The 19,471-nt window shown below is 72.0% G+C and carries 14 protein-coding genes; 4 read left to right on the forward strand and 10 right to left on the reverse strand.

The window, feature by feature from the left end; genetic code table 11:
- Positions 1-132: 132 nt before the first annotated feature.
- From AC07C1_RS25280 to AC07C1_RS25310, 7 genes are all read right to left on the reverse strand, one after another.
- Positions 133-1,185, reverse strand: a complete 1,053-nt coding sequence (locus AC07C1_RS25280; protein ID WP_478942469.1) for a PadR family transcriptional regulator — start codon at positions 1,183-1,185, stop codon at positions 133-135.
- A 1-nt stretch (position 1,186) separates the two neighbouring features.
- Positions 1,187-2,095 carry a DUF4097 family beta strand repeat-containing protein gene (locus AC07C1_RS25285; protein ID WP_478942470.1) on the reverse strand — a complete coding sequence of 303 codons (909 nt, stop codon included), beginning with the start codon at positions 2,093-2,095 and terminating at the stop codon, positions 1,187-1,189.
- 189 nt (positions 2,096-2,284) lie between these two features.
- Positions 2,285-2,464, reverse strand: coding sequence for a DUF6104 family protein (locus AC07C1_RS25290; RefSeq protein WP_478942472.1), 180 nt, complete (start codon positions 2,462-2,464; stop codon positions 2,285-2,287).
- A 125-nt stretch (positions 2,465-2,589) separates the two neighbouring features.
- A complete protein-coding gene (locus tag AC07C1_RS25295) occupies positions 2,590-6,420 on the reverse strand; it encodes a multifunctional oxoglutarate decarboxylase/oxoglutarate dehydrogenase thiamine pyrophosphate-binding subunit/dihydrolipoyllysine-residue succinyltransferase subunit (RefSeq protein WP_478942474.1) in 3,831 nt (1,276 codons plus the stop codon).
- A gap of 303 nt (positions 6,421-6,723) precedes the next feature.
- Positions 6,724-7,839 carry a HAMP domain-containing sensor histidine kinase gene (locus AC07C1_RS25300; protein ID WP_478942476.1) on the reverse strand — a complete coding sequence of 372 codons (1,116 nt, stop codon included), beginning with the start codon at positions 7,837-7,839 and terminating at the stop codon, positions 6,724-6,726.
- Complete coding sequence (locus AC07C1_RS25305; RefSeq protein WP_478942478.1) at positions 7,836-8,576, reverse strand: response regulator transcription factor; 741 nt, start codon at positions 8,574-8,576, stop codon at positions 7,836-7,838. Before AC07C1_RS25305 ends, AC07C1_RS25300 begins: the two co-directional genes overlap by 4 nt.
- A 112-nt stretch (positions 8,577-8,688) precedes the next feature.
- The gene (locus tag AC07C1_RS25310) at positions 8,689-9,366 is read right to left on the reverse strand and encodes a spermine/spermidine synthase domain-containing protein (RefSeq protein ID WP_478942480.1); all 678 of its coding nucleotides are present in this window, start codon (positions 9,364-9,366) and stop codon (positions 8,689-8,691) included.
- A 292-nt stretch (positions 9,367-9,658) separates the two neighbouring features.
- Between AC07C1_RS25310 and AC07C1_RS25315 the strand changes: the two genes are divergently transcribed.
- The 3 genes from AC07C1_RS25315 (at position 9,659) to AC07C1_RS25325 (ending at position 13,773) form a co-directional block, all read left to right on the forward strand.
- Positions 9,659-10,480, forward strand: a complete 822-nt coding sequence (locus AC07C1_RS25315; protein ID WP_478942481.1) for a rhomboid-like protein — start codon at positions 9,659-9,661, stop codon at positions 10,478-10,480.
- Positions 10,481-10,673: 193 nt separating this feature from the next.
- Positions 10,674-13,094 (forward strand): endopeptidase La, encoded by a 2,421-nt coding sequence (lon, locus tag AC07C1_RS25320; protein ID WP_478942483.1) that lies wholly within the window; start codon positions 10,674-10,676, stop codon positions 13,092-13,094.
- A gap of 109 nt (positions 13,095-13,203) precedes the next feature.
- Positions 13,204-13,773, forward strand: coding sequence for a hypothetical protein (locus tag AC07C1_RS25325; protein ID WP_478942484.1), 570 nt, complete (start codon positions 13,204-13,206; stop codon positions 13,771-13,773).
- Between the two features lie 454 nt (positions 13,774-14,227).
- On the opposite strand, the gene AC07C1_RS25330 is transcribed toward AC07C1_RS25325, so the two are convergent.
- Both AC07C1_RS25330 and AC07C1_RS25335 read right to left on the reverse strand, forming a co-directional pair.
- Positions 14,228-16,588 (reverse strand): SpoIIE family protein phosphatase, encoded by a 2,361-nt coding sequence (locus AC07C1_RS25330; protein WP_478942486.1) that lies wholly within the window; start codon positions 16,586-16,588, stop codon positions 14,228-14,230.
- A 245-nt stretch (positions 16,589-16,833) separates the two neighbouring features.
- Complete coding sequence (locus AC07C1_RS25335) at positions 16,834-17,658, reverse strand: lysozyme (RefSeq protein ID WP_478942488.1); 825 nt, start codon at positions 17,656-17,658, stop codon at positions 16,834-16,836.
- Between the two features lie 240 nt (positions 17,659-17,898).
- Here AC07C1_RS25335 and AC07C1_RS25340 point away from each other — a divergent pair, with 240 nt between their 5' ends.
- Complete coding sequence (locus AC07C1_RS25340) at positions 17,899-18,390, forward strand: MarR family winged helix-turn-helix transcriptional regulator (protein WP_478942490.1); 492 nt, start codon at positions 17,899-17,901, stop codon at positions 18,388-18,390.
- Positions 18,391-18,407: 17 nt separating this feature from the next.
- Here AC07C1_RS25340 and AC07C1_RS25345 read toward each other — a convergent pair whose 3' ends face one another.
- On the reverse strand, positions 18,408-19,196 hold the full coding sequence (locus AC07C1_RS25345; protein ID WP_478942492.1) for a protein phosphatase 2C domain-containing protein: 789 nt from the start codon (positions 19,194-19,196) through the stop codon (positions 18,408-18,410).
- Between the last annotated feature and the right edge of the window lie 275 nt (positions 19,197-19,471).

Raw genomic sequence — 19,471 nt, forward strand, 5'->3', positions numbered from 1 at the left:
GGCGGGTCCGGGGCACCGGGCCCGCCTTTTTGCCGGTTCGGACGCCGGGACGCCCCGTCTGCCCGGATGGGGCGGGTGGGGACCAGGCTCGGTCGGACGGGTGGGGGTCAGGCTCGGTCGGACGGGTGGGGGTCAGGGGGTCGGGGGGCGGAGCAGGGAGGTGATGTGGGCTGCTGCCGTCGCGAGGTGGTGGCGGGTGTCGCGGAGTTGGTCGGGGGTGATGCCGTGGTCGCGGGCCGTGTCGCGGATGCCGTCGCGGAAGCGGTCCAGGAGGCGGTCCAGGTCGCGGGCCGGCTCGCCGGTGAGGTCCTCGTGAGCCCAGGAGGGCTCGTACGCGGCCGGGAAGTCCTCCGGGGTGGAGGAGTAGTGCGGTTCGGCGGCGGGCGTGGACCCGGCCCCGCCCTCGGAGGTGCGGCCGAACGACCAGTCCTTGCCGAACTCCTTGCCGAAGCCCTTCCCGAACTCGCCGAACTCCCTCGCCAGTTCGGTCAGACCCTCGCGGACGCCGGTCGGCCAGTCGCCGCGGGTGAAGCGGTCCTGGACCCGCCGGGCCATCCGCTGCATCTCCTCCTGCGCCTGCGCCCGCGCCCGCGCCTGGGCCTCCTGGGCCTGGCGGCGGGCCTGCTGAGCCTCCTCGCGGGCCCGGCGGCTCTCGTCCTTGGCACGGCGGGCCTGCTCCTTCCACTCCTGCTTGACCCGGCGCATCTCCTCCTTGGCGGCGTGCCAGGCCTCCTTGTCGCCGAGGTCGCCGTACTCCCCGAAGGAGTCCGCCGCGCCGCCGGCCGTCCTGGTGCCCCTGCGGGCCTCGGAGGCCGCCGCCCGCATCTCACGGCGCAGGTCGCCCGCCGCGCCGCGGACATCGGCCTTCATCTCGGCGGCCAGTTCCGCGACCGACTCGCGGATCTCCAGTTCGAGGTCGGCCAGCTCACCGCCGCGGTCGGCCAGTTCGGCGCGGCCGGCGTCCGTTATGGAGTACACCTTGCGGCCGCCCTCGGTGGTGTGCCGGACCAGACCCTCGGCCTCCAGCTTGGCCAGGCGGGGGTAGACCGTGCCCGCCGAGGGGGCGTACAGCCCCTGGAAGCGCTCCTCCAGGAGCCGGATCACCTCGTAGCCATGGCGCGGCGCCTCGTCGAGAAGCTTCAGCAGGTACAGGCGGAGGCGGCCGTGGGCGAAGACGGGGGGCATGTCAGAGCACCTTCTTGTCGGTCGTGCCGTCGGCCGGGGCGTCGGCGGCGTCAACGCCCTGGCCGGAGACGGAAGTGTCCCCCGCGGTGGCCGGCGCGTCGTCGTCACGGGACGGGCGGCGCAGCAACGCGATCGAACCGGAGACCGTGGTCGCCCGGAGCCTGCCGGTGCCCGCGCCGAGCCGGCCGGTGATCTTCTTCGCGCCCCACTGGCCGTGCACCCGCAGACCGTCGAAGGCGTTGGATATCGTGCCGCTCGCCGTGTTCGCCTCCACCTCGGCGTCCGCCGGGTGCGGCAGGCGGATGGCGATCTCGCCGGAGACGCTGGTGAGGCCGACCTCCGTGGGGCCGTCCGGGTCCAGGTCGATGATCATGGAGCCGCTGACGGAGTCGGCGCGGACGGAGGAGCCGGAGCCCTCGACCACGGTCAGGTCTCCCGAGACCGAGTTGAACCGCAGGTCACCGGTGACCGCCTGGGCCTCCAGGTTCCCCGAGACGGTGTCCGCGCGGACCGGGCCGGCGACGCGGACCAGAGTGGTGTCGCCGGTCACTCCCTTGATCAGCACCGGGCCGCGGATGCCGGAGACGACCGCGCCGGCACCGACCACACCCACCTCCACACGCGTGTCGGCGGGGACCGCCAGGGAGACGACGGCGCTGCGCCGCCAGCCCCTGCGGTCGAGCCATTTCAGGAAGCCCTTCCAGGGCAGGTCGTCGTAGGCCACCGTGAGGGTGCCGTGCTTCTGGGTGACCACCAGGGGTGGGCCCTCGAGGTCCGAGACCTCCAGGCGGGCGGAACCTTCGTCCGTGGCCACCACGTTCACCGTTCCGTTGACGATGCGGACCTGCAGCTCGCTCACGGCGGTGTCGAAACCGAGCTTCTGGGGCTCGGCGACGGACCACTCGGACATGGGGCCTCCTCGGCGGGACCTCGACTGGATCGGGCCGCGACACGCCATATCGCGTCCCTGGAAACACGATATATCGTGGCCGAGTGAAGTCAAGACACTCTTTCGGGGTATGCGAAGCGGGGCGCCCCACAGGCGCCCCGCAGACAGACCGCGCTCGGCGCGTCCCGCTCCCGCTCGTCCTGCCTCGTCCTACTCGTGGTCCTCGTCGTCCAACCGGGCAAGCCAGGTCGCCAGACGTTCCACCGGGACCTCGAAGTCCGGGTTCAGGTCGACGAACGTCCGCAGTTGCTCGGCGAGCCACTCGAAGGTGATCTCCTCCTCACCGCGCCGCTTCTCCAGTTCTTCAATGCCTCGGTCGGTGAAGTACACGGATGCTCTCCTGTGAGTCGGCCATGGGCCAAGGGTTCTACGGCTCCAGGGTATGCGGAGGAAGGGCCCGGCCCCGAGTCCGTGGGGACTCGGGGCCGGGCCCTTCAACGCGCGTGCCGGAGGCCTTACGCCTCGAACACCTCACGCACCAGCTGCTCCTGCTCGGCCTGGTGGCGCTTGGCGGAGCCCACCGCCGGCGACGAGCCGTGCGGGCGCGAGATGCGCCGCAGGCGCTCGCCCGCCGGGATGTCCGCGCCGACCGCCAGGTCCAGGTGGTCGATCAGGTTGAGCGCGATGAACGGCCAGGCACCCTGGTTCGCCGGCTCCTCCTGCGCCCACAGGTACTTCTCGGCGTTCGGGTACTTGTTGACCTCCGCCTGGAGCTCGGCACCCGGCAGCGGGTACAGGCGCTCGATGCGGATGATCGCCGTGTCCGTGGCGCCGCGCTTGACCCGCTCGGCCTCCAGGTCGTAGTAGACCTTGCCGGCGCAGAAGACGACCTTGCGGACGGCGGCCGGGTCGACCGAGTCGTCGCCGATGACCGGGCGGAACTGGCCCGTGGTGAACTCCTCCGCCTTCGAGGCCGCGGCCTTCAGGCGCAGCATCGACTTCGGGGTGAAGACGACCAGCGGCTTGTGGTGCGGGTTGTGCACCTGCCACCGCAGGAGGTGGAAGTAGTTCGACGGGGACGTGGGCATCGCGACCGTCATGTTGTTCTGGGCGCAGAGCTGGAGGAACCGCTCGGGGCGCGCGGACGAGTGGTCCGGGCCCTGGCCCTCGTAGCCGTGCGGCAGCAGCAGGGTGACGCCCGAGGTCTGGCCCCACTTCTGCTCGGCCGAGGAGATGAACTCGTCGACGACCGTCTGGGCGCCGTTGACGAAGTCGCCGAACTGGGCCTCCCACATCACGAGCGCGTCGGGTCGGGCCAGCGAGTAGCCGTACTCGAAGCCCATCGCCGCGTACTCGGAGAGCAGGGAGTTGTAGACGTTCAGGCGGGCCTGGTCCTCGGAGAGGTACTGCAGCGGGGTGTACTCCTCGCCGGTCGACCGGTCGATCAGCACCGCGTGGCGCTGGCCGAAGGTGCCCCGCTGGGAGTCCTGGCCCGCCAGGCGGACCGGGGTGCCCTCCAGCAGCAGGGAGCCGACGGCGAGGGTCTCGCCCATGCCCCAGTCGATCGTGCCGTCCTCGACCATCGCCGCACGGCGCTGCAGCTGCGGCTGCAGACGCGGGTGGACGGTGATGTGGTCGGGGACGTTGACCTGGGACTCGGCGATCCGCTTCACGACCTCCGCGGAGACCGCGGTCGGGACCGCGACCGGGAAGCCGTCCTGCGGGGCCTGGGTGTCCCCGGGGACCGGCTGCGAGGTGGCCTCGCGGACCTCCGTGAAGACCTTCTCCAGCTGGCCCTGGTAGTCCTGCAGGGCCTGCTCGGCCTCTTCCAGGGTGATGTCGCCGCGACCGATCAGGGACTCGGTGTAGAGCTTGCGCACCGAGCGCTTCTTGTCGATCAGGTCGTACATCAGCGGCTGGGTGAAGGCCGGGTTGTCCGACTCGTTGTGACCGCGGCGGCGGTAGCAGATGAGGTCGATCACCACGTCCTTGTTGAACGCCTGGCGGAACTCGAAGGCCAGCCGCGCGACGCGCACCACGGCCTCGGGGTCGTCGCCGTTCACGTGGAAGATCGGAGCCTCGATCATGCGGGCCACGTCCGTCGCGTACATGGAGGAACGCGAGGACTCGGGGGCCGCGGTGAAGCCGACCTGGTTGTTGATGACGATGTGGACCGTGCCGCCGGTGCGGTAGCCGCGCAGCTGCGACATGTTCAGGGTCTCGGCCACCACGCCCTGGCCCGCGAAGGCCGCGTCGCCGTGGATCGCCACCGGCAGGACCGTGAAGTCCGTGCCGCCCTTGTTGATGATGTCCTGCTTGGCGCGGGCGACACCCTCGAGGACCGGGTCGACCGCCTCCAGGTGGGACGGGTTCGCGACCAGGCTGACCTTGATCTGCTCACCGTCCAGGCCGGTGAAGGTGCCCTCGGCGCCCAGGTGGTACTTCACGTCGCCGGAGCCGTGCATCGACTTCGGGTCGAGGTTGCCCTCGAACTCGCGGAAGATCTGCGCGTACGACTTGCCGACGATGTTCGCCAGGACGTTCAGGCGGCCGCGGTGGGCCATGCCGATGACGACCTCGTCCAGCCGGGACTCGGCCGCCGAGTCGATCACCGCGTCCAGCAGCGGGATGACGGACTCGCCGCCCTCCAGCGAGAAGCGCTTCTGGCCGACGTACTTGGTCTGCAGGAAGGTCTCGAAGGCCTCCGCCGCGTTCAGGCGGCGCAGGATGCGCAGCTGCTCCTCGCGCTCCGGCTTGGTGTGGCCGCGCTCCACGCGGTCCTGGATCCACTTGCGCTGCTTGGGGTCCTGGATGTGCATGAACTCGATGCCGGTGGTGCGGCAGTACGAGTCGCGCAGCACGCCGAGGATGTCGCGGAGCTTCATCATCGACTTGCCGGCGAAGCCGCCGACGGCGAACTCGCGCTCCAGGTCCCACAGGGTGAGGCCGTGCTCGACGATGTCCAGGTCGGGGTGCTTGCGCTGGCGGTACTCCAGCGGGTCGGTGTCGGCCATGACGTGGCCGCGGACCCGGTAGGAGTGGATCAGCTCGAAGACACGGGCGGCCTTGGTGACGTCGTCGTCGTGGCTGGCGTCGATGTCCTTGAGCCAGCGGACCGGCTCGTAGGGGATGCGCAGCGCCTCGAAGATGTCGTCGTAGAAGCCGTTCTCGCCGAGCAGCAGGTTGGCGACCTGGCGGAGGAACTCGCCGGAGGCGGCGCCCTGGATCACCCGGTGGTCGTAGGTCGACGTCAGCGTCATGACCTTCGAGATGCCGAGCTTGTTCAGGGTGTCCTGGCTGGTGCCCTGGAACTCCGCGGGGTAGTCCATGGAGCCGACGCCCATGATCACGGACTGGCCGGGCATCAGGCGCGGCACGGAGTGGACGGTGCCGAGACCGCCGGGGTTGGTCAGGGAGACCGTGACGCCGGTGAAGTCGTCCATCGTCAGCTTGTTGTCGCGGGCGCGACGGACGATGTCCTCGTAGGCCTGCCAGAACTCGAAGAAGTTCAGCGTCTCGGCCTTCTTGATGGCGGCCACGACGAGCTGGCGGTCGCCGTTCGGCTTCACCAGGTCGATGGCCAGGCCGAGGTTGACGTGCGGCGGCTTGACGAGGGTCGGCTTGCCGTCCTTCTCGCCGAACGACCAGTTCATCGACGGCATGGCCTTGATGGCCTGCACCATCGCGTACCCGATGACGTGCGTGAAGGAGATCTTCCCGCCGCGGGCGCGCTTGAGGTGGTTGTTGATGACGATGCGGTTGTCGAAGAGCAGCTTCACCGGGACCGCGCGGACCGAGGTGGCGGTCGGCAGCTCCAGCGAGGCGTTCATGTTCTTCGCGACGGCGGCGGCCGGGCCGCGCAGCGTGATCAGCTCCGGGCCCCCGGGGGCCTCGGCGGCGGGAGCGGCCTTCGCCGTCGGCTGAGCGGGCGCCTGTGCGGGCTGCGCCGGCTTGGCCGGGGCGGGGGCGGCCTGCGCCGCGGGAGCCGGAGCCGCTGCGGGCTTCGGGGCCGCGGGGGCCGGGGCGGCGGCCTGGGGGGCCGGAGCCGCGGGCGGGGCCTGCGGGGCCGACGGGGTTCCCCCCGCGGGAGCGGCGTCGAGCGTGGGGGAGGTGGTCTCTGCGGCCCCCGCGGCCGCAGTACCCGCCGGAGCCGGGGTGGCAGGAGCCCCCGGCTTGTAATCGGCGAAGAAGTCCCACCAGGCGCGGTCTACCGAATTCGGGTCCTGGAGGTACTGCTGATAGATCTCGTCGACGAGCCACTCGTTCGGACCGAACGCGGCAGCGGGGTTCTTCCCGGCTTGGTCGTCGGTTGAGATGCTCGAGTTACTGGGGGACTGTGGCGACACGGCGGCAACCGCCCTCTTCCGCTTCACAAGGTGATGGACAGCGGGAATAAAGGCTACGCCTCCAAGACCGCGAAGGTCAGGTCGGGCCCGTTCATCGTCGTGTAAGTCACATCAGAAATCTTGTTTCAGGGCTTGATATGGCGGGAAACAAGCGTGGTTCCGCAGCTGAGAGTGTGCACCGGCCCGGGCCCGGCGTGCCTTCGTTCGACGGGTGGCGCGGGCCTGCCCCTGATCACACGTGTCCAGCTGCACGAAAGACGGCAGCGACCTCGTGGATCTTGTGCTTCCGGTGGGAACCCTACGTCAACCCGAGACGGAAGACAGTCCCGGAAGGGTGACGATGATCCGGCAGCCCCGCTCGGATTCGGCCACACCGATCCGGCCGCCGTGGAGATCCACCGCCCACCGGGCGATCGCGAGCCCGAGTCCCGTACCGCCGTCGCTGCCCGGCCCGTGCGGCCGGGTCACCGCCCCGCGGTTGAACCGCTCGAACACCCGGTGCCACTCCGACCTGGGGATCCCGGGGCCCTCGTCCAGGATCTCCAGCTGCAGCGACTCCGGCTGCGGCCCGCGCCGCGCCTTCACCGTCACACGGCCGTGCGGCGGGCTGTGCTTGACCGCGTTGTCGATCAGGTTGGCGACGACCTGGTGGATGCGCTCGGGGTCGGCGTGCGCGGTCAGCTCCGGCGGTGAGACGTCGAGGTGCAGATGGACGTCCGTACGCGTGTGGCTCCCGGAACCGGAGGCCATGCCCGCGCGCACCGAGGCGACCATGTTGGCCTCCTTCAGCACGCCCGACAGGTACGGCCACACCTCGAACCGCCGCATCTTCAGCGGTACGACGCCGTTGTCGAGGCGGGAGAGGTCCAGCAGCGTCTCCACGAGCCGGCCGAGCCGCTCGGTCTGCTTCAGAGCCGTGCGCATGGTCTCCGGGTCGGCCTCGGTGACCCCGTCGACGATGTTCTCCAGCACCGCGCGCAGCCCCGCGATCGGGGTGCGCAGCTCGTGCGAGACGTTCGCCACCAGCTCCTTGCGCTGCCGGTCCTGGGCCTCCAGCTCGTCGGCCATGACGTTGATCGTCCCGGCGAGGTCGCCGAGTTCGTCCCGGCGGTTGTCCTTCACGCGGCGCGTGTAGTCGCCCTGGGAGATCGAGCGGGCGACCGTGTTCATCTCGTCCAGCGGCATGGTGAGCGAGTGCGCCACGAACTGCGTGATCAGCAGCGTGGCGATCATCGAGAAGACCGTGATGAAGCGCAGTTCCGTCTTGGTGTGCACCGCGATCATCGACAGACCGGTGGTGATCAGCACCGAGATGACGACCAGCGCGCCCAGCTTGGTCTTGATCGAGAACGGGCGTACGCCGCCCCAGGGTCCCGCCCCGGGGCTCCTCCGTGCGGCCTGGCGCCCGTCACCGCTCATGCTGTCGGCGTCTCCAGCGCGTAGCCCACGCCGTGCACCGTGCGGATCCGCTCGGCGCCGATCTTCCGCCGCAGCGCCTTGATGTGGCTGTCGACGGTGCGGGTGCCGGAGGCGTCCGCCCAGTCCCACACCTCGGCCAGCAGCTGTTCACGCGAGAGCACCGCGCGCGGGGTGTTCGCCAGGCACACCAGCAGGTCGAACTCGGTGGGTGTCAGATGGACGTCCTCGGACTTCACCCGCACCCGGCGCTGCGCGTGGTCGATCTCCAGCTCGCCGAGCCGCAGGATGCCGGAGCGGGGGGTGGAGGCGGCGATGGTCGCCCGCTCCACGCGCCGCAGCAGCACATGCACGCGTGCCGCCAGCTCCCGCATCGAGAACGGCTTGGTCATGTAGTCGTCGGCGCCGACCCCGAGCCCGACCAGCATGTCGGTCTCGTCGTCCCGCGCGGTGAGCATCAGCACCGGCACCGGCCGCTGCGCCTGCACCCGCCGGCAGACCTCGAGCCCGTCGAACCCGGGCAGCATGATGTCGAGGATCAGCAGGTCGGGCTGCCAGGCCTCGGCCGTGTCGACGGCGGCCGGACCGTCGGCCGCCGTTTGCACGAGAAATCCCTCTGCGCGGAGCCGGGCCGCGATGGCGTCGACGATCGTGGGATCGTCCTCGACGACCAGCACCCGGCGCTGTGCGCCCGGGGTGGTCGTCGCCGCGCCGCTCTGGGAGGTGTGTGTCTGCTCCATCGCCCGCCCCTGTTGTTGCTTTCCGGAATCCGTGGGGTGATCCCATGTCTGCGATCGACGCTTTAATAATCCGCGTCAGGGCAGCACATTACGGGGACTCACCGCGCTGTCGCTATCCAGGTAGGACGCCGAGGTGCACGGCGTCCGGAACGCCCCGGGCAACGGGCACCTCATCGGTACGCACCTGCTGGAACCCGGCATTCCGCAAGGTTCCTTCAAATTCCGGAGAGGGCTTCGCCGACCACACCGCGAGCACCCCGCCGGGCCTCAACACCCTTGCGCAGGCGGCGAGTCCGGCCGTCGCGTAGAGGCTGTCGTTGTCCTCCGTGACGGTCCAGCCCGGACCGTTGTCGATGTCGAGGCACAGTGCGTCGAACGTGTCCGATGTCTCATTGACGTACGCCACGAGATCCGCTTCCACGATCTCGGTGCGGGGATCGGCGAGCGCGGCGGCGGACACTTCGGACAGGGGCCCGTGGCGATGCCAGTCGACGACGGCGGGCTCCCGCTCCACGACGACGATCCTCCCCCAGCGCGGATCGGCGGCCGCGTGCGCGAGTGAGAACCCCACGCCCAGCCCTCCGATCAGCACGTCCGGCGCCGGGCGCCCGTCCAGGGCGGCGTACGCGGCGTCGACCAGCAGCCGCTCCGAGCGGCCGTCGGAGGTGTCCATCAGGAAACAGCCGTTGGCGATGATCTGCAGCAGCGCACCGTGCCTGCGCAGCACCACTTCGCCGTACGGGCCGTCGCGCCGGTCCAGGACCACGGGTGAGTCGTACGCGGCAGTCATGCGCCCATCCTGCTGGAACGAGGCTTTGCGTTCACGGGAATTACGGATGACGGTCCGGTCGGGCCGGCGGATCCCAGGTTGACCGCACAGGGGTGCGAGCCGAGTGCGATGTCCCCGCTCACAGGATGCCAGACCCCGTTCGGCGAGCGGGGCCGCGCCGAACCGGGCCGGTGGGACGCGGACGCGGCCGGGGCCTGAGAGGTTGCTGTGAATCCGCTCTCGCGTGGCGTCGGTCATAGACAGCGGCCCGGTGAACACGAAGGGTGGGGCGCGACGGAAGGAGCGCCTCACCGTGGAACGGATCGCGACAGGCCCTGCGGAGGCCGCGTCATCGCCCCTGCCGGGCACGCCCCTTCCGGACGGCGCCGCCGCCCTCCCGGCCCCCGGGGTCACCGGGCTGCTGGACGGCATGCCGCGCCAGCGGGGTGCGACGGCACCCGCCCCGGCACCGGTCGAGACACGTCCGGCCGCCCCGGCCGCGCGCTGGTGGCGCCTGTTGCCCACTCCGGCCGGTACTCCGTTCACCTTCGCCTACGCGGCCCTCCTGGCCGTCACCTCCGTGGTCGCGGCGCTGGCCGACCCCGCACTCGTGCACACCCTGTACGAGAACTCCAGCACGGACGTGGCCCATCTGCTGCGCACCCCCGTACTGGTGCTGCTGGCGAGCGCGGTGTGGATCGCGGGCGGGATCCTCTCGCCGTACGCGCTGGCCTTCGTGCTCGTGCTCACCGCGCTGGAGCGGCGGATAGGCGGGACACGCGCGGCCTGCGTGTTCCTGGCCGGGCACGTCCTGGCCACGCTCGCCACCGAGGTCCCGGTGGGTTTTGCGGTGCTGTTCGGGCACCTTCCGGAGACCTCGCTGCACCGCCTCGACTACGGCATCAGCTTCGGCGTCGCCGGCAGCATCGGCGCCCTGGCCGGCCTGCTCCGACCGTGGCTGCGCTGGCCCCTGCTCGTCGTGGTGGGCGGCACACTCCTGAACGACCTGGTCGCCTTCGCCGACCCGATGACCAACTGGGGCCATCTCATCGCCCTTTCGCTCGGTGTCGCCGGCTGGCCGCTGGTCCGGCGTTGGCAGCGGACCGTCACGGCGGTTCCCCCGACTCCCCGATGAACCTCCGCTTCCTGCCGTAGAGACGCCTCCGGCCGCGACACACCTGACACAGAGCAGCCAACAACCCCCCGATGACCTGCGGAAACAGACGCGCCACCGGCTGATCGCCCACAGCGAACACCCACCCGGGAACATTGGCGGAGCCCCATGCATTGAGTCGGCATAGCTCAAGTTGACTGCCTAAGGGGAGATCATGGCTACTGAGTCCACGGCGTTCACGCTCGTACTGCCCGTGCTGCCGCTCGACGACGAGGTCGTGCTGCCCGGGATGGTGGTTCCGCTGGACCTGAGCGACGCCGAGGTGCGGGCCGCGGTGGAGGCCGCCCAGGCCGCCGCCCGGTCGGAGCCCGGGAAGCCCAGGGTGCTGCTGGTGCCGCGCATCGACGGGACGTACGCGAAGACCGGTGTGCTGGGCACGGTCGAGCAGGTCGGCCGGCTGGCCGACGGTGACCCCGGGGCTCTGATCCGCGGCCGGAGCCGCGTGCGCATCGGCGCCGGCACGACCGGCCCCGGTGCCGCGCTCTGGATCGAGGGCGCCCGTATCGACGAGAGCGTGCCCGACCCGCTGCCGGGTCAGGCCGCGGAACTCGTCAAGGAGTACAAGGCGCTCGCCACCACCTGGCTGAAGAAGCGCGGCGCCTGGCAGGTCGTGGACCGCGTCCAGGCCATCGACGACGTCTCCGCGCTCGCCGACAACTCCGGCTACTCACCGTTCCTCACCATCGAGCAGAAGGTCGAACTGCTCGAGACCGCCGACCCGGTGGCCCGCCTCAAGCGCGCCACGCAGCAGCTCCGCGACCACCTCGCCGAGCAGGACGTGGCCGAGACCATCGCCAAGGACGTCCAGGAGGGCGTCGACAAGCAGCAGCGCGAGTTCCTGCTGCGCCGTCAGCTCGAGGCCGTCCGCAAGGAGCTGCGCGAGCTGAACGGCGAGCAGGCGGGTGAGGAGTCCGACGACTACCGTGCCCGCGTGGAGGCCGCCGACCTGCCGGAGAAGGTCCGCGAGGCCGCCCTGAAGGAGGTCGACAAGCTGGAGCGGGCCTCCGACCAGTCGCCCGAGGGCTCGTGGATCCGCACCTGGCTGGACACCGTCCTGGAGATGCCCTGGAACGAGCGCACCGAGGACGCGTACGACATCCAGGGCGCCAAGGCCGTCCTCGACGCCGAGCACGCGGGCCTCGAGGACGTGAAGGAGCGCATCACCGAGTACCTCGCGGTGCGCAAGCGGCGCGGCGACCGGGGTCTGGGCGTCATCGGCGGGCGGCGCGGTGGTGCCGTACTCGCCCTGGTGGGCCCGCCCGGTGTGGGAAAGACCAGTTTGGGGGAGAGTGTCGCGCACGCGATGGGGCGCAAGTTCGTCCGGGTCGCCCTCGGCGGCGTCCGGGACGAGGCCGAGATCCGCGGCCACCGGCGCACGTACGTCGGCGCGCTGCCCGGCCGGATCGTGCGCGCCGTCAAGGAGGCCGGGTCCATGAACCCGGTGGTCCTGCTCGACGAGATCGACAAGGTGGGCTCGGACTTCCGCGGAGACCCGGCCGCGGCCCTGCTGGAGGTGCTGGACCCGGCGCAGAACCACACCTTCCGGGACCACTATCTGGAGGTCGAACTCGACCTGTCGGACGTGGTCTTCCTGGCCACCGCCAATGTCCTGGAGGCCATCCCGGAGGCGCTCGCCGACCGTATGGAGATCGTCCGCCTGGACGGCTACACCGAGGACGAGAAGGTCGTCATCGCCCGGGACCACCTGCTTCCGCGCCAGTTGGAGCGGGCCGGCCTGGGCGAGGACGAGGTCACTCTCGACGAGAGCGCGCTGCGCAAACTCGCCGGCGAGTACACGCGCGAGGCGGGCGTGCGCACCCTGGAGCGGTCCATCGCGCGGCTGCTGCGCAAGGTCGCCGCGCAGCACGAACTCGGCGATCGGGAGCTGCCGTTCACCGTCCGGGACGCGGATCTGCGCGGCCTGATCGGACGCCCGCACCACGTGCCCGAGTCCGCCCAGGACCCGGCCGAGCGCCGTACGGCCGTTCCCGGTGTGGCGACCGGCCTCGCGGTCACCGGCGCCGGTGGTGACGTGCTCTTCGTCGAGGCGTCCCTCGCCGACCCGGAGACCGGCGCGGCCGGCCTGACCCTGACCGGTCAGCTGGGCGACGTGATGAAGGAGTCGGCGCAGATCGCGCTGAGCTTCCTGCGCAGTCACGGCGCCGAACTGGAGCTGCCCGTGGCCGACCTGAAGGACCGGGGCGTCCACATCCACTTCCCGGCGGGCGCGGTCCCGAAGGACGGCCCGAGCGCCGGCATCACGATGACGACGGCCCTCGCCTCCCTCCTCTCCGGCCGGCTGGTCCGCACGGACGTGGCCATGACCGGCGAGGTCTCGCTGACCGGCCGGGTGCTGCCCATCGGCGGCGTGAAGCAGAAGCTGCTCGCCGCCCACCGCGCCGGAGTGACCACCGTGATCATCCCCAAGCGCAACGAGCCGGACCTGGACGACGTCCCGGCCGAGGTCCTGGACAAGCTCGACGTCCACGCCGTGACCGACGTGCGTCAGGTCCTGGAGCTGGCGCTCGCGCCCGCCACGTCCGACGCCACACCGGAGGTTCCGGTCGCGGCGTGACGACCCGGTCCATCAGCGGGCTCCGCCCGCGGTGACCGGAGAGGCAAGGCCCGGGTTCCTCAGGGAGCCCGGGCCTTCGCCATGTCGTGCCCCAGGCAGCGCCCCCGGTGTGTACGGCTCCGGGCCGGAGCGGCACCGGCGGCACCGGCGGCACGGCTGCACCGGCGGCACGGCTGCACCGGCGGCACGGCTGCACCGGCGGCACGGCTGCACCGGCGGCGCCTGGGGCACCTGCGGCACCCTTGATCTTGGTCCGCTGCGCCCGCGCCTGCCGCAGCCGCTGAGGACGCGCAGCGGCAAGGTCGAGCTGCCGCCGGAGCCCATCGCCGGCGACCTGCCCCGGCTCCGGCAGGCCCTGCACGAGCGCCCCGAGGGCGGCACCGGCGGCACGCACCCGCCGCACCCGGCGCACCTGCGGCACCTGGGCCACCGGCGGCACCGGTGGCACCTGCGGCACCGGCGGCACCGGCACGCACCGGCGGCACCGGCACGCACCGGCGGCACCTGCCGCACCTGCGGCACCGGCGGCACCGGCGGCACCGGCACGCACCGGCGGCACCTGCCGCACCTGCGGCACCGGCGGCACGGGCGGACGCGGCGGCCCGGGGCGGCTGCGGCGGCCGGACGGCGGAGGGCGCAACGACAGTGGGGGTGGCGGCGGGCCTCTGCCCGAAGCTGACCCCGAAGCCGCGGCCCCGAACCCGGCCCCCGACCCGACCCCGACCCGACCCCGAAGCCGACCCAGGACCCGGCCTCCGACCCGACCCCGACCCCCGACCCGACCCCGACCCCCGACCCGACCCCGAAGCCGACCCCGACCCGACCCCGAAGCCGACCCAGGACCCGGCCTCCGACCCGACCCCGCCCCCCGACCCGACCCCGAAGCCGACCCCGACCCGACCCCGAAGCCGACCCAGGACCCGGCCTCCGACCCGAACCCGGCCCCCGACCCGACCCCGACCCGACCCCGAAGCCGACCCAGGACCCGGCCTCCGACCCGACCCCGACCCCCGACCCGACCCCGAAGCCGACCCCGACCCGACCCCGAAGCCGACCCAGGACCCGGCCCCCGGACCCGCCCGGCACGGACAGCGGCCCCATGGGCAGGCAGTGGCGGTACGCGGGTCAGGGCCTTACAGCGCCGTGAGTGACTGCTCCGTCCACACCGTCTTGCCGACCCGGTCGTGCCGGGTGCCCCAGCGCTCGGCGAGCTGGGCGACCAGCAGCAGACCCCGGCCGCCCTCGTCGAAGATCCGGGCCCGTCGCATGTGCGGGGTGGCGCCGCTGGAGTCGTACACCTCGCTGATCAGTGTGGTGCCGTGGTGGATCAGCCGGAGCTGGATGGGCGGCCGGCCGTACCGGATGGCGTTGGTGACCAGCTCGCTGACCATCAGCTCCGTGGTGAACGCGATCTCGTCCAGCCCCCACGCGGACAGCTGGCGGCAGGCGTACCGGCGGGCGACGGAGACGACGGTGGGCTCGTTGTCCAGTTCCCAGGAGGCGACCCGGTCCTTGTGCAGGGCGCGGGTACGCGCCACCAGCAGGGCGATGTCGTCGTCGGGGCGATGGGTCAGCAGCTCGGTGAGCACCCGGTCGCAGACGGAGTCCAGCGATGTCGCGGGGTGGCCCAGCGCGGTGCACATCCTGTCGAGCGCCTCGTCGATGTCGTGGTCGCGGGCCTCGAACAGCCCGTCGGTGTAGAGGGCGAGCAGACTGCCCTCCGGCAGTTCGGTCTCCACGGCCTCGAAGGGCAGCCCGCCGAGCCCGAGCGGCGGTCCGGCGGGTACGTCGAGGAAGCGGACGGTGCCGTCCGGGGTGACCACGGCCGGTGGCGGATGCCCGGCCCGGGCCATGGTGCAGTGGCGCGAGACCGGGTCGTAGACCGCGTACAGGCAGGTGGTGCCGATGCCGCCGCCGGTCTCGGCGGCCGGGTCAGCGCTGCCCTCGTCGGCGGCGAGCCGCAGGACCAGGTCGTCGAGGTGGGTGAGGAGTTCGTCGGCCGGCAGGTCGACTTCGGCGAGGGTGCGCACGGCCGTACGCAGCCGGCCCATGGTGGCGGAGGCGCGCATGCCGTGGCCCACCACGTCGCCCACGACGAGCGCCACCCGTGCCCCGGACAGCGGGATCACGTCGAACCAGTCGCCGCCCACGCCGGCCCGGCTCGCGGCGGGCAGATAGCGGGTGGCGATCTCCAGGGCCCCCTGCTCGGGCAGCGTGTGCGGCAGCAGACCGCGTTGCAGGGCCATGGTGGTGGTGTGGGCCCGCGAGGAGCTGCGAACCTGCTGGATACCGGTGGCCGCCTTGGCCGTGAACTCCTCGGTGAGCCGCAGATCCTCCGGGCCGAACGGCTCCCGGTCCCGGTGGCGGCCGAAGAGGGCCACGCCGAGGGTGAGGCCCTGGGCGTGCAGCGGCACCGCGAGCAGCGACCGGGCGCCGGACGCGCGCAGCCACGCGGCGCCCGGGTCCAGCGCCGCCCACTCGGCGACGGCCGGGTCCGTCGTGTCGTACAGCAGCGGACGGCCCGTTGTCAGGCAGTGCGCCGGCGGTGAGTCCACCGGGCAGACGATCGCCTCGCCCACGCCGGTGCCGTACGTGGGCCCGTCACCGTCCGGGACCGCGCGCAGGGCGGCGCGGCGCAGCACGACCGGGCCCGGTCGCGGGGCGGGGGCCTCGGTGCCGGTTCGGGGGGCATCGAGCAGGTCGACCGCCATCACGTCGGCCAGCCGGGGAACCGTGACCTCGCCGAGTTCCTGCGCGGCACGGGCCTGGTCCGCCGCCGTACCGACGCGTGAGCCGGTCTCGCCCGTGGGGCGCTGCGGGGCGGCGGAGTCCTGGGCGGGCTGCTGCGGGGACAGGCAGACGGCCCGTACCCGGCCGCCGGCGTCCTTGAGCGGGGTGAGGACGGTGGCCCGGCCCAGCTCCGGGCCGAGGCGGACGCGCACCTCCTGCGGCCGTCCGGACTCCAGCGCCAGCCGCATCGAGCGGTCGGTCTCCTCGCTCGCCGCACCGGGCAGGATGTGCGCGAGGCGCAGCCCGCGCATCGCCGCCTCGGGCAGGGCGAGGGCGTGTTCCATACGGCGGTTGGCGCGGACCAGGCGCAGCTCCGCGTCGAAGACGGCCAGCGGGAAGGGTGACTGCAGGAACGTCCACTCCTCCAGCGGCTCGCCCCGGGGCGGCTGCGCGCGGGCCGTCACGGCGCTCACCACCAGCCAGTCGGTGACCCCGGCGCCCGAGGTCCGCCGGTGGGCGAGCACACCCAGTTCCAGCGACCGGCCGTCCCGGTGCCTGAGTGGAACGGTGCCGTTCCAGCGTTCCCGGCCGGCCAGCACCCGGCGGGCCGCCGCGGCGTCGGCGGCGAGCAGCGCGGTGGCGGGCCGTCCGACGACCGCCGAGGAGTCGTAGCCGAGCAACCGCCGGGCGCCCTCGCTCCAGCTCGTGAGGATGCCGTGCTCATCGATGACGGCCGTGGCCGTGTACGTCGACTGTCGCTCCATCGCCGCTCATCTCGCCCTTGCTCGGCAGGCTCTCCCTGACCAGCATGATCCCGGCCGGCGCGGAGCACCAACGCAGGGACGGGCGGAGAAGAACCGGTTCGGGCGCGACCGGATCCCGGGCCCTCGGCGTGAACGGCCACGCGAGCACGGCCGGGCCGGCACGGCCGGCGATCTCCCTGGGCCTGTGACCCCCGCCGTACACGACAGGGGTCACGGAACGGGCGGCAGGGGTCACGGAACGGGGGCTAACCGAGGGCCAGGGCCTGCACCCGGTCCAATGCCCCGTTGAACTTGTCGTGGTCGCCGACGGTCGGCCCGGAGGAGGTGTACTGCCACATCGTGTAGTACGACCAGCCGGCCGGCAGCGTCCCCGGGTCCGTGGCGTACCGGGCGATCCACAGCGGGTTGCTCACGGCGAAGCCGCCGTAGTTGCCGGTGCACTGGGTCCACCAGCTGGTGGCCGTGTAGATCACGGCGTCCCGGCCGGTCCGCGCCTTGTACGTGTTCAGGAAGTCGGCGATCCAGCCGGCCAGCTGGCTCGCGCTCTTGCCGTAGCAGGCGGCGCCGTACGGGTTCCACTCGATGTCGAGGGCGCCCGGCAGGGTCCTGCCGTCCCGGGACCAGCCGCCGCCGTGGTCGACGAAGTAGTTGGCCTGGGTGGCGCCGCTGGTGGTGTCCGGGGTGGCGAAGTGGTAGGCGCCGCGGATCATGCCCACGTTGTAGGAGCCGTTGTACTGCTGGGCGAAGTACGGGTTCGTGTAGTACGTGCCTTCCGTGGCCTTGGTGTAGGCCCAGCGCACACCGCTGTTCCACAGCGTGGACCAGGCGACGTTGCCCTGGTAGCCGGCGACGTCGACGCCCTCGGTCTGGGTGGCGTCACCCGTGCTGGGCGTGCCGTCCCGGCCGTCGTGCGCGAGGACGCCCATGCCCATGTGGGCGGAGCCGCGGCTGGGCGTGGTCGCGGCCTGGGCGGAGGCGAGGGGAACCGTGAGGGCGAGCGCCGCGAGCAGGGCCGTGACGAGGGCGGCGAGGGGGCGCGGGCGGATGGGGCCGGGTCTGTGCACGGGCATGACGTGCCTCCGGGGAGTGGGGTGGGGGGACCGTGGCAGTGGCCGTGGGGTGGGGGGCCGCACCAGTGGCGTGGGCATGCCATTGATTGCCTGATAAAGAAGCTACGCACGTAGATGTCGGCGTGGGAAGGGGTCCGGACGTCGCCGTTGGTCTACGCCTGCGAAATACTTACGGAGCTGCGGCAATGACGACAATTGACGGAAACTTTCAGGACCGCGAAACCGATCAGGGGTGTTGACGTGCACGAGGACGGAAACGGTGACGCGCAACGCGTCACCGGCCAGGCGACGCCCAGTGGTGCAGACCAGGAATTCCTGGCGCTGGAGCGGGAGTTGACCGTGCTGCTCCGGCGGGCCCGGTCCAACCAGGGGGAGATGGCCCGCGAGGTCCACCCCGACCTGGAGTCCGCCGCGTACGGCCTGCTCGTCCGGCTGGACGAACTGGGCGGTCAGCGGGCCACCGAACTCGCCGCCTACATCGGCGTCGGCAAGGCCACCATGTCCCGCCAGCTGCGCGCCCTGGAGGACCTCGGCCTGATCGCCCGCCAGCCCGACCCCGCCGACGGCCGTGCCTGGCTCGTCACCCTCACCGACGAGGGCCGGGGCCGGGTCGGCAAGGTCCGCGAGGCCCGCCGCGCCCGCTACGTCAGCCAGCTCGCCCACTGGGACCGCCATGAGGTCGCGGAACTGGCCCGGCTACTGCAGCAGTTGAACGGCGTCATGGAGAAGTAGCCCCCGTCCGCGAGGCCTCACAGCTCCACGTACACCACCGTCGCGTCGTCGTGCGTCTTGCTCCGCCCCAGGAACGCCCGCTCCTCCCGGTCCGCCGTCTCCAGCTCCCGTACCCGCTCCACCAGCGACCGGGCGCCCTCCTTCGCGACGACGTCGAACAGCGCCGTCCAGTCGCCCTCGTGGAATCTCTCCGTCCAGCGGGTGGCGCCGTCCGTCAGCGCCGCCAGGGCGCTGACCTCGCGCCGGGGCAGTGCCCCGGTGACCGCGCGGGCCGCCACCGAGGGGTCGGCGGCGGCCGTGAAGAAGCCGCCCTCCTTGTTGCGCAGGGTGGCGTCCACCAGGGCATCGGTGACGAGCGCGGACCGGGGGAGCCGGTCCAGCCGGTCGTCCAGCACCGGGGTGACCGCACCGTCGGTGCCCCGCAGCAGCAACGCCGAATCGGACAGCACCAGGTACTCGACCGTGTCGGCGGACCAGCGGGTCAGGGCGACGGTTGCCTGCGGAGTCCGCGGGTGAGAAAGCTCACAGGTATCCGCATGGGCCTCGGCGGTACGCCCGATCGCCCGCTCGAGGACCCCCGAGAGTGTCAGATCTCGGCAGGAAAGGGTCAGTTCGGTCAGCGCGCCGCCGAGCCGCGCGGTGAACCAGGGGACGGAATGCAGACAGCCCGTTCCGCCGCTGGGCGGAGTCACCCCGTCCAGGACGATCACGCAACCGCCCTGCCCGGAGGCGGGTAGTCCGACACCGGCGAAGTCCTCGTTGGGGTGGGCGGCAAGGCCGGGTTCCGAGACGAGATCAGTTCGCATCCGGCCAGTCTGCACCAGGCCTTCACAGGCTTCGCCAAAGGCTGGCAAGCGCCGTCGAACGAGCACGACCTCGCAGGTCAAGCGCCTGGTTTGGGAGGGAATGATCCACTCCGGGAAGGCGTGGTGGCGAATACTGCCAAAGCCTGCCGCGCGCGTCCAACCGGCCCGCCGCGCAAGGGCACCGCACGCGCCAGCGGAACTTGCCCGCCAACTCCCCTCCGATGTTCACTCCTTCGGGTGGCGGGTCAGGTGATGCGCGACCACTGCCCACCGGC

This window comes from Streptomyces sp. NPDC045022, from assembly GCF_056432605.1.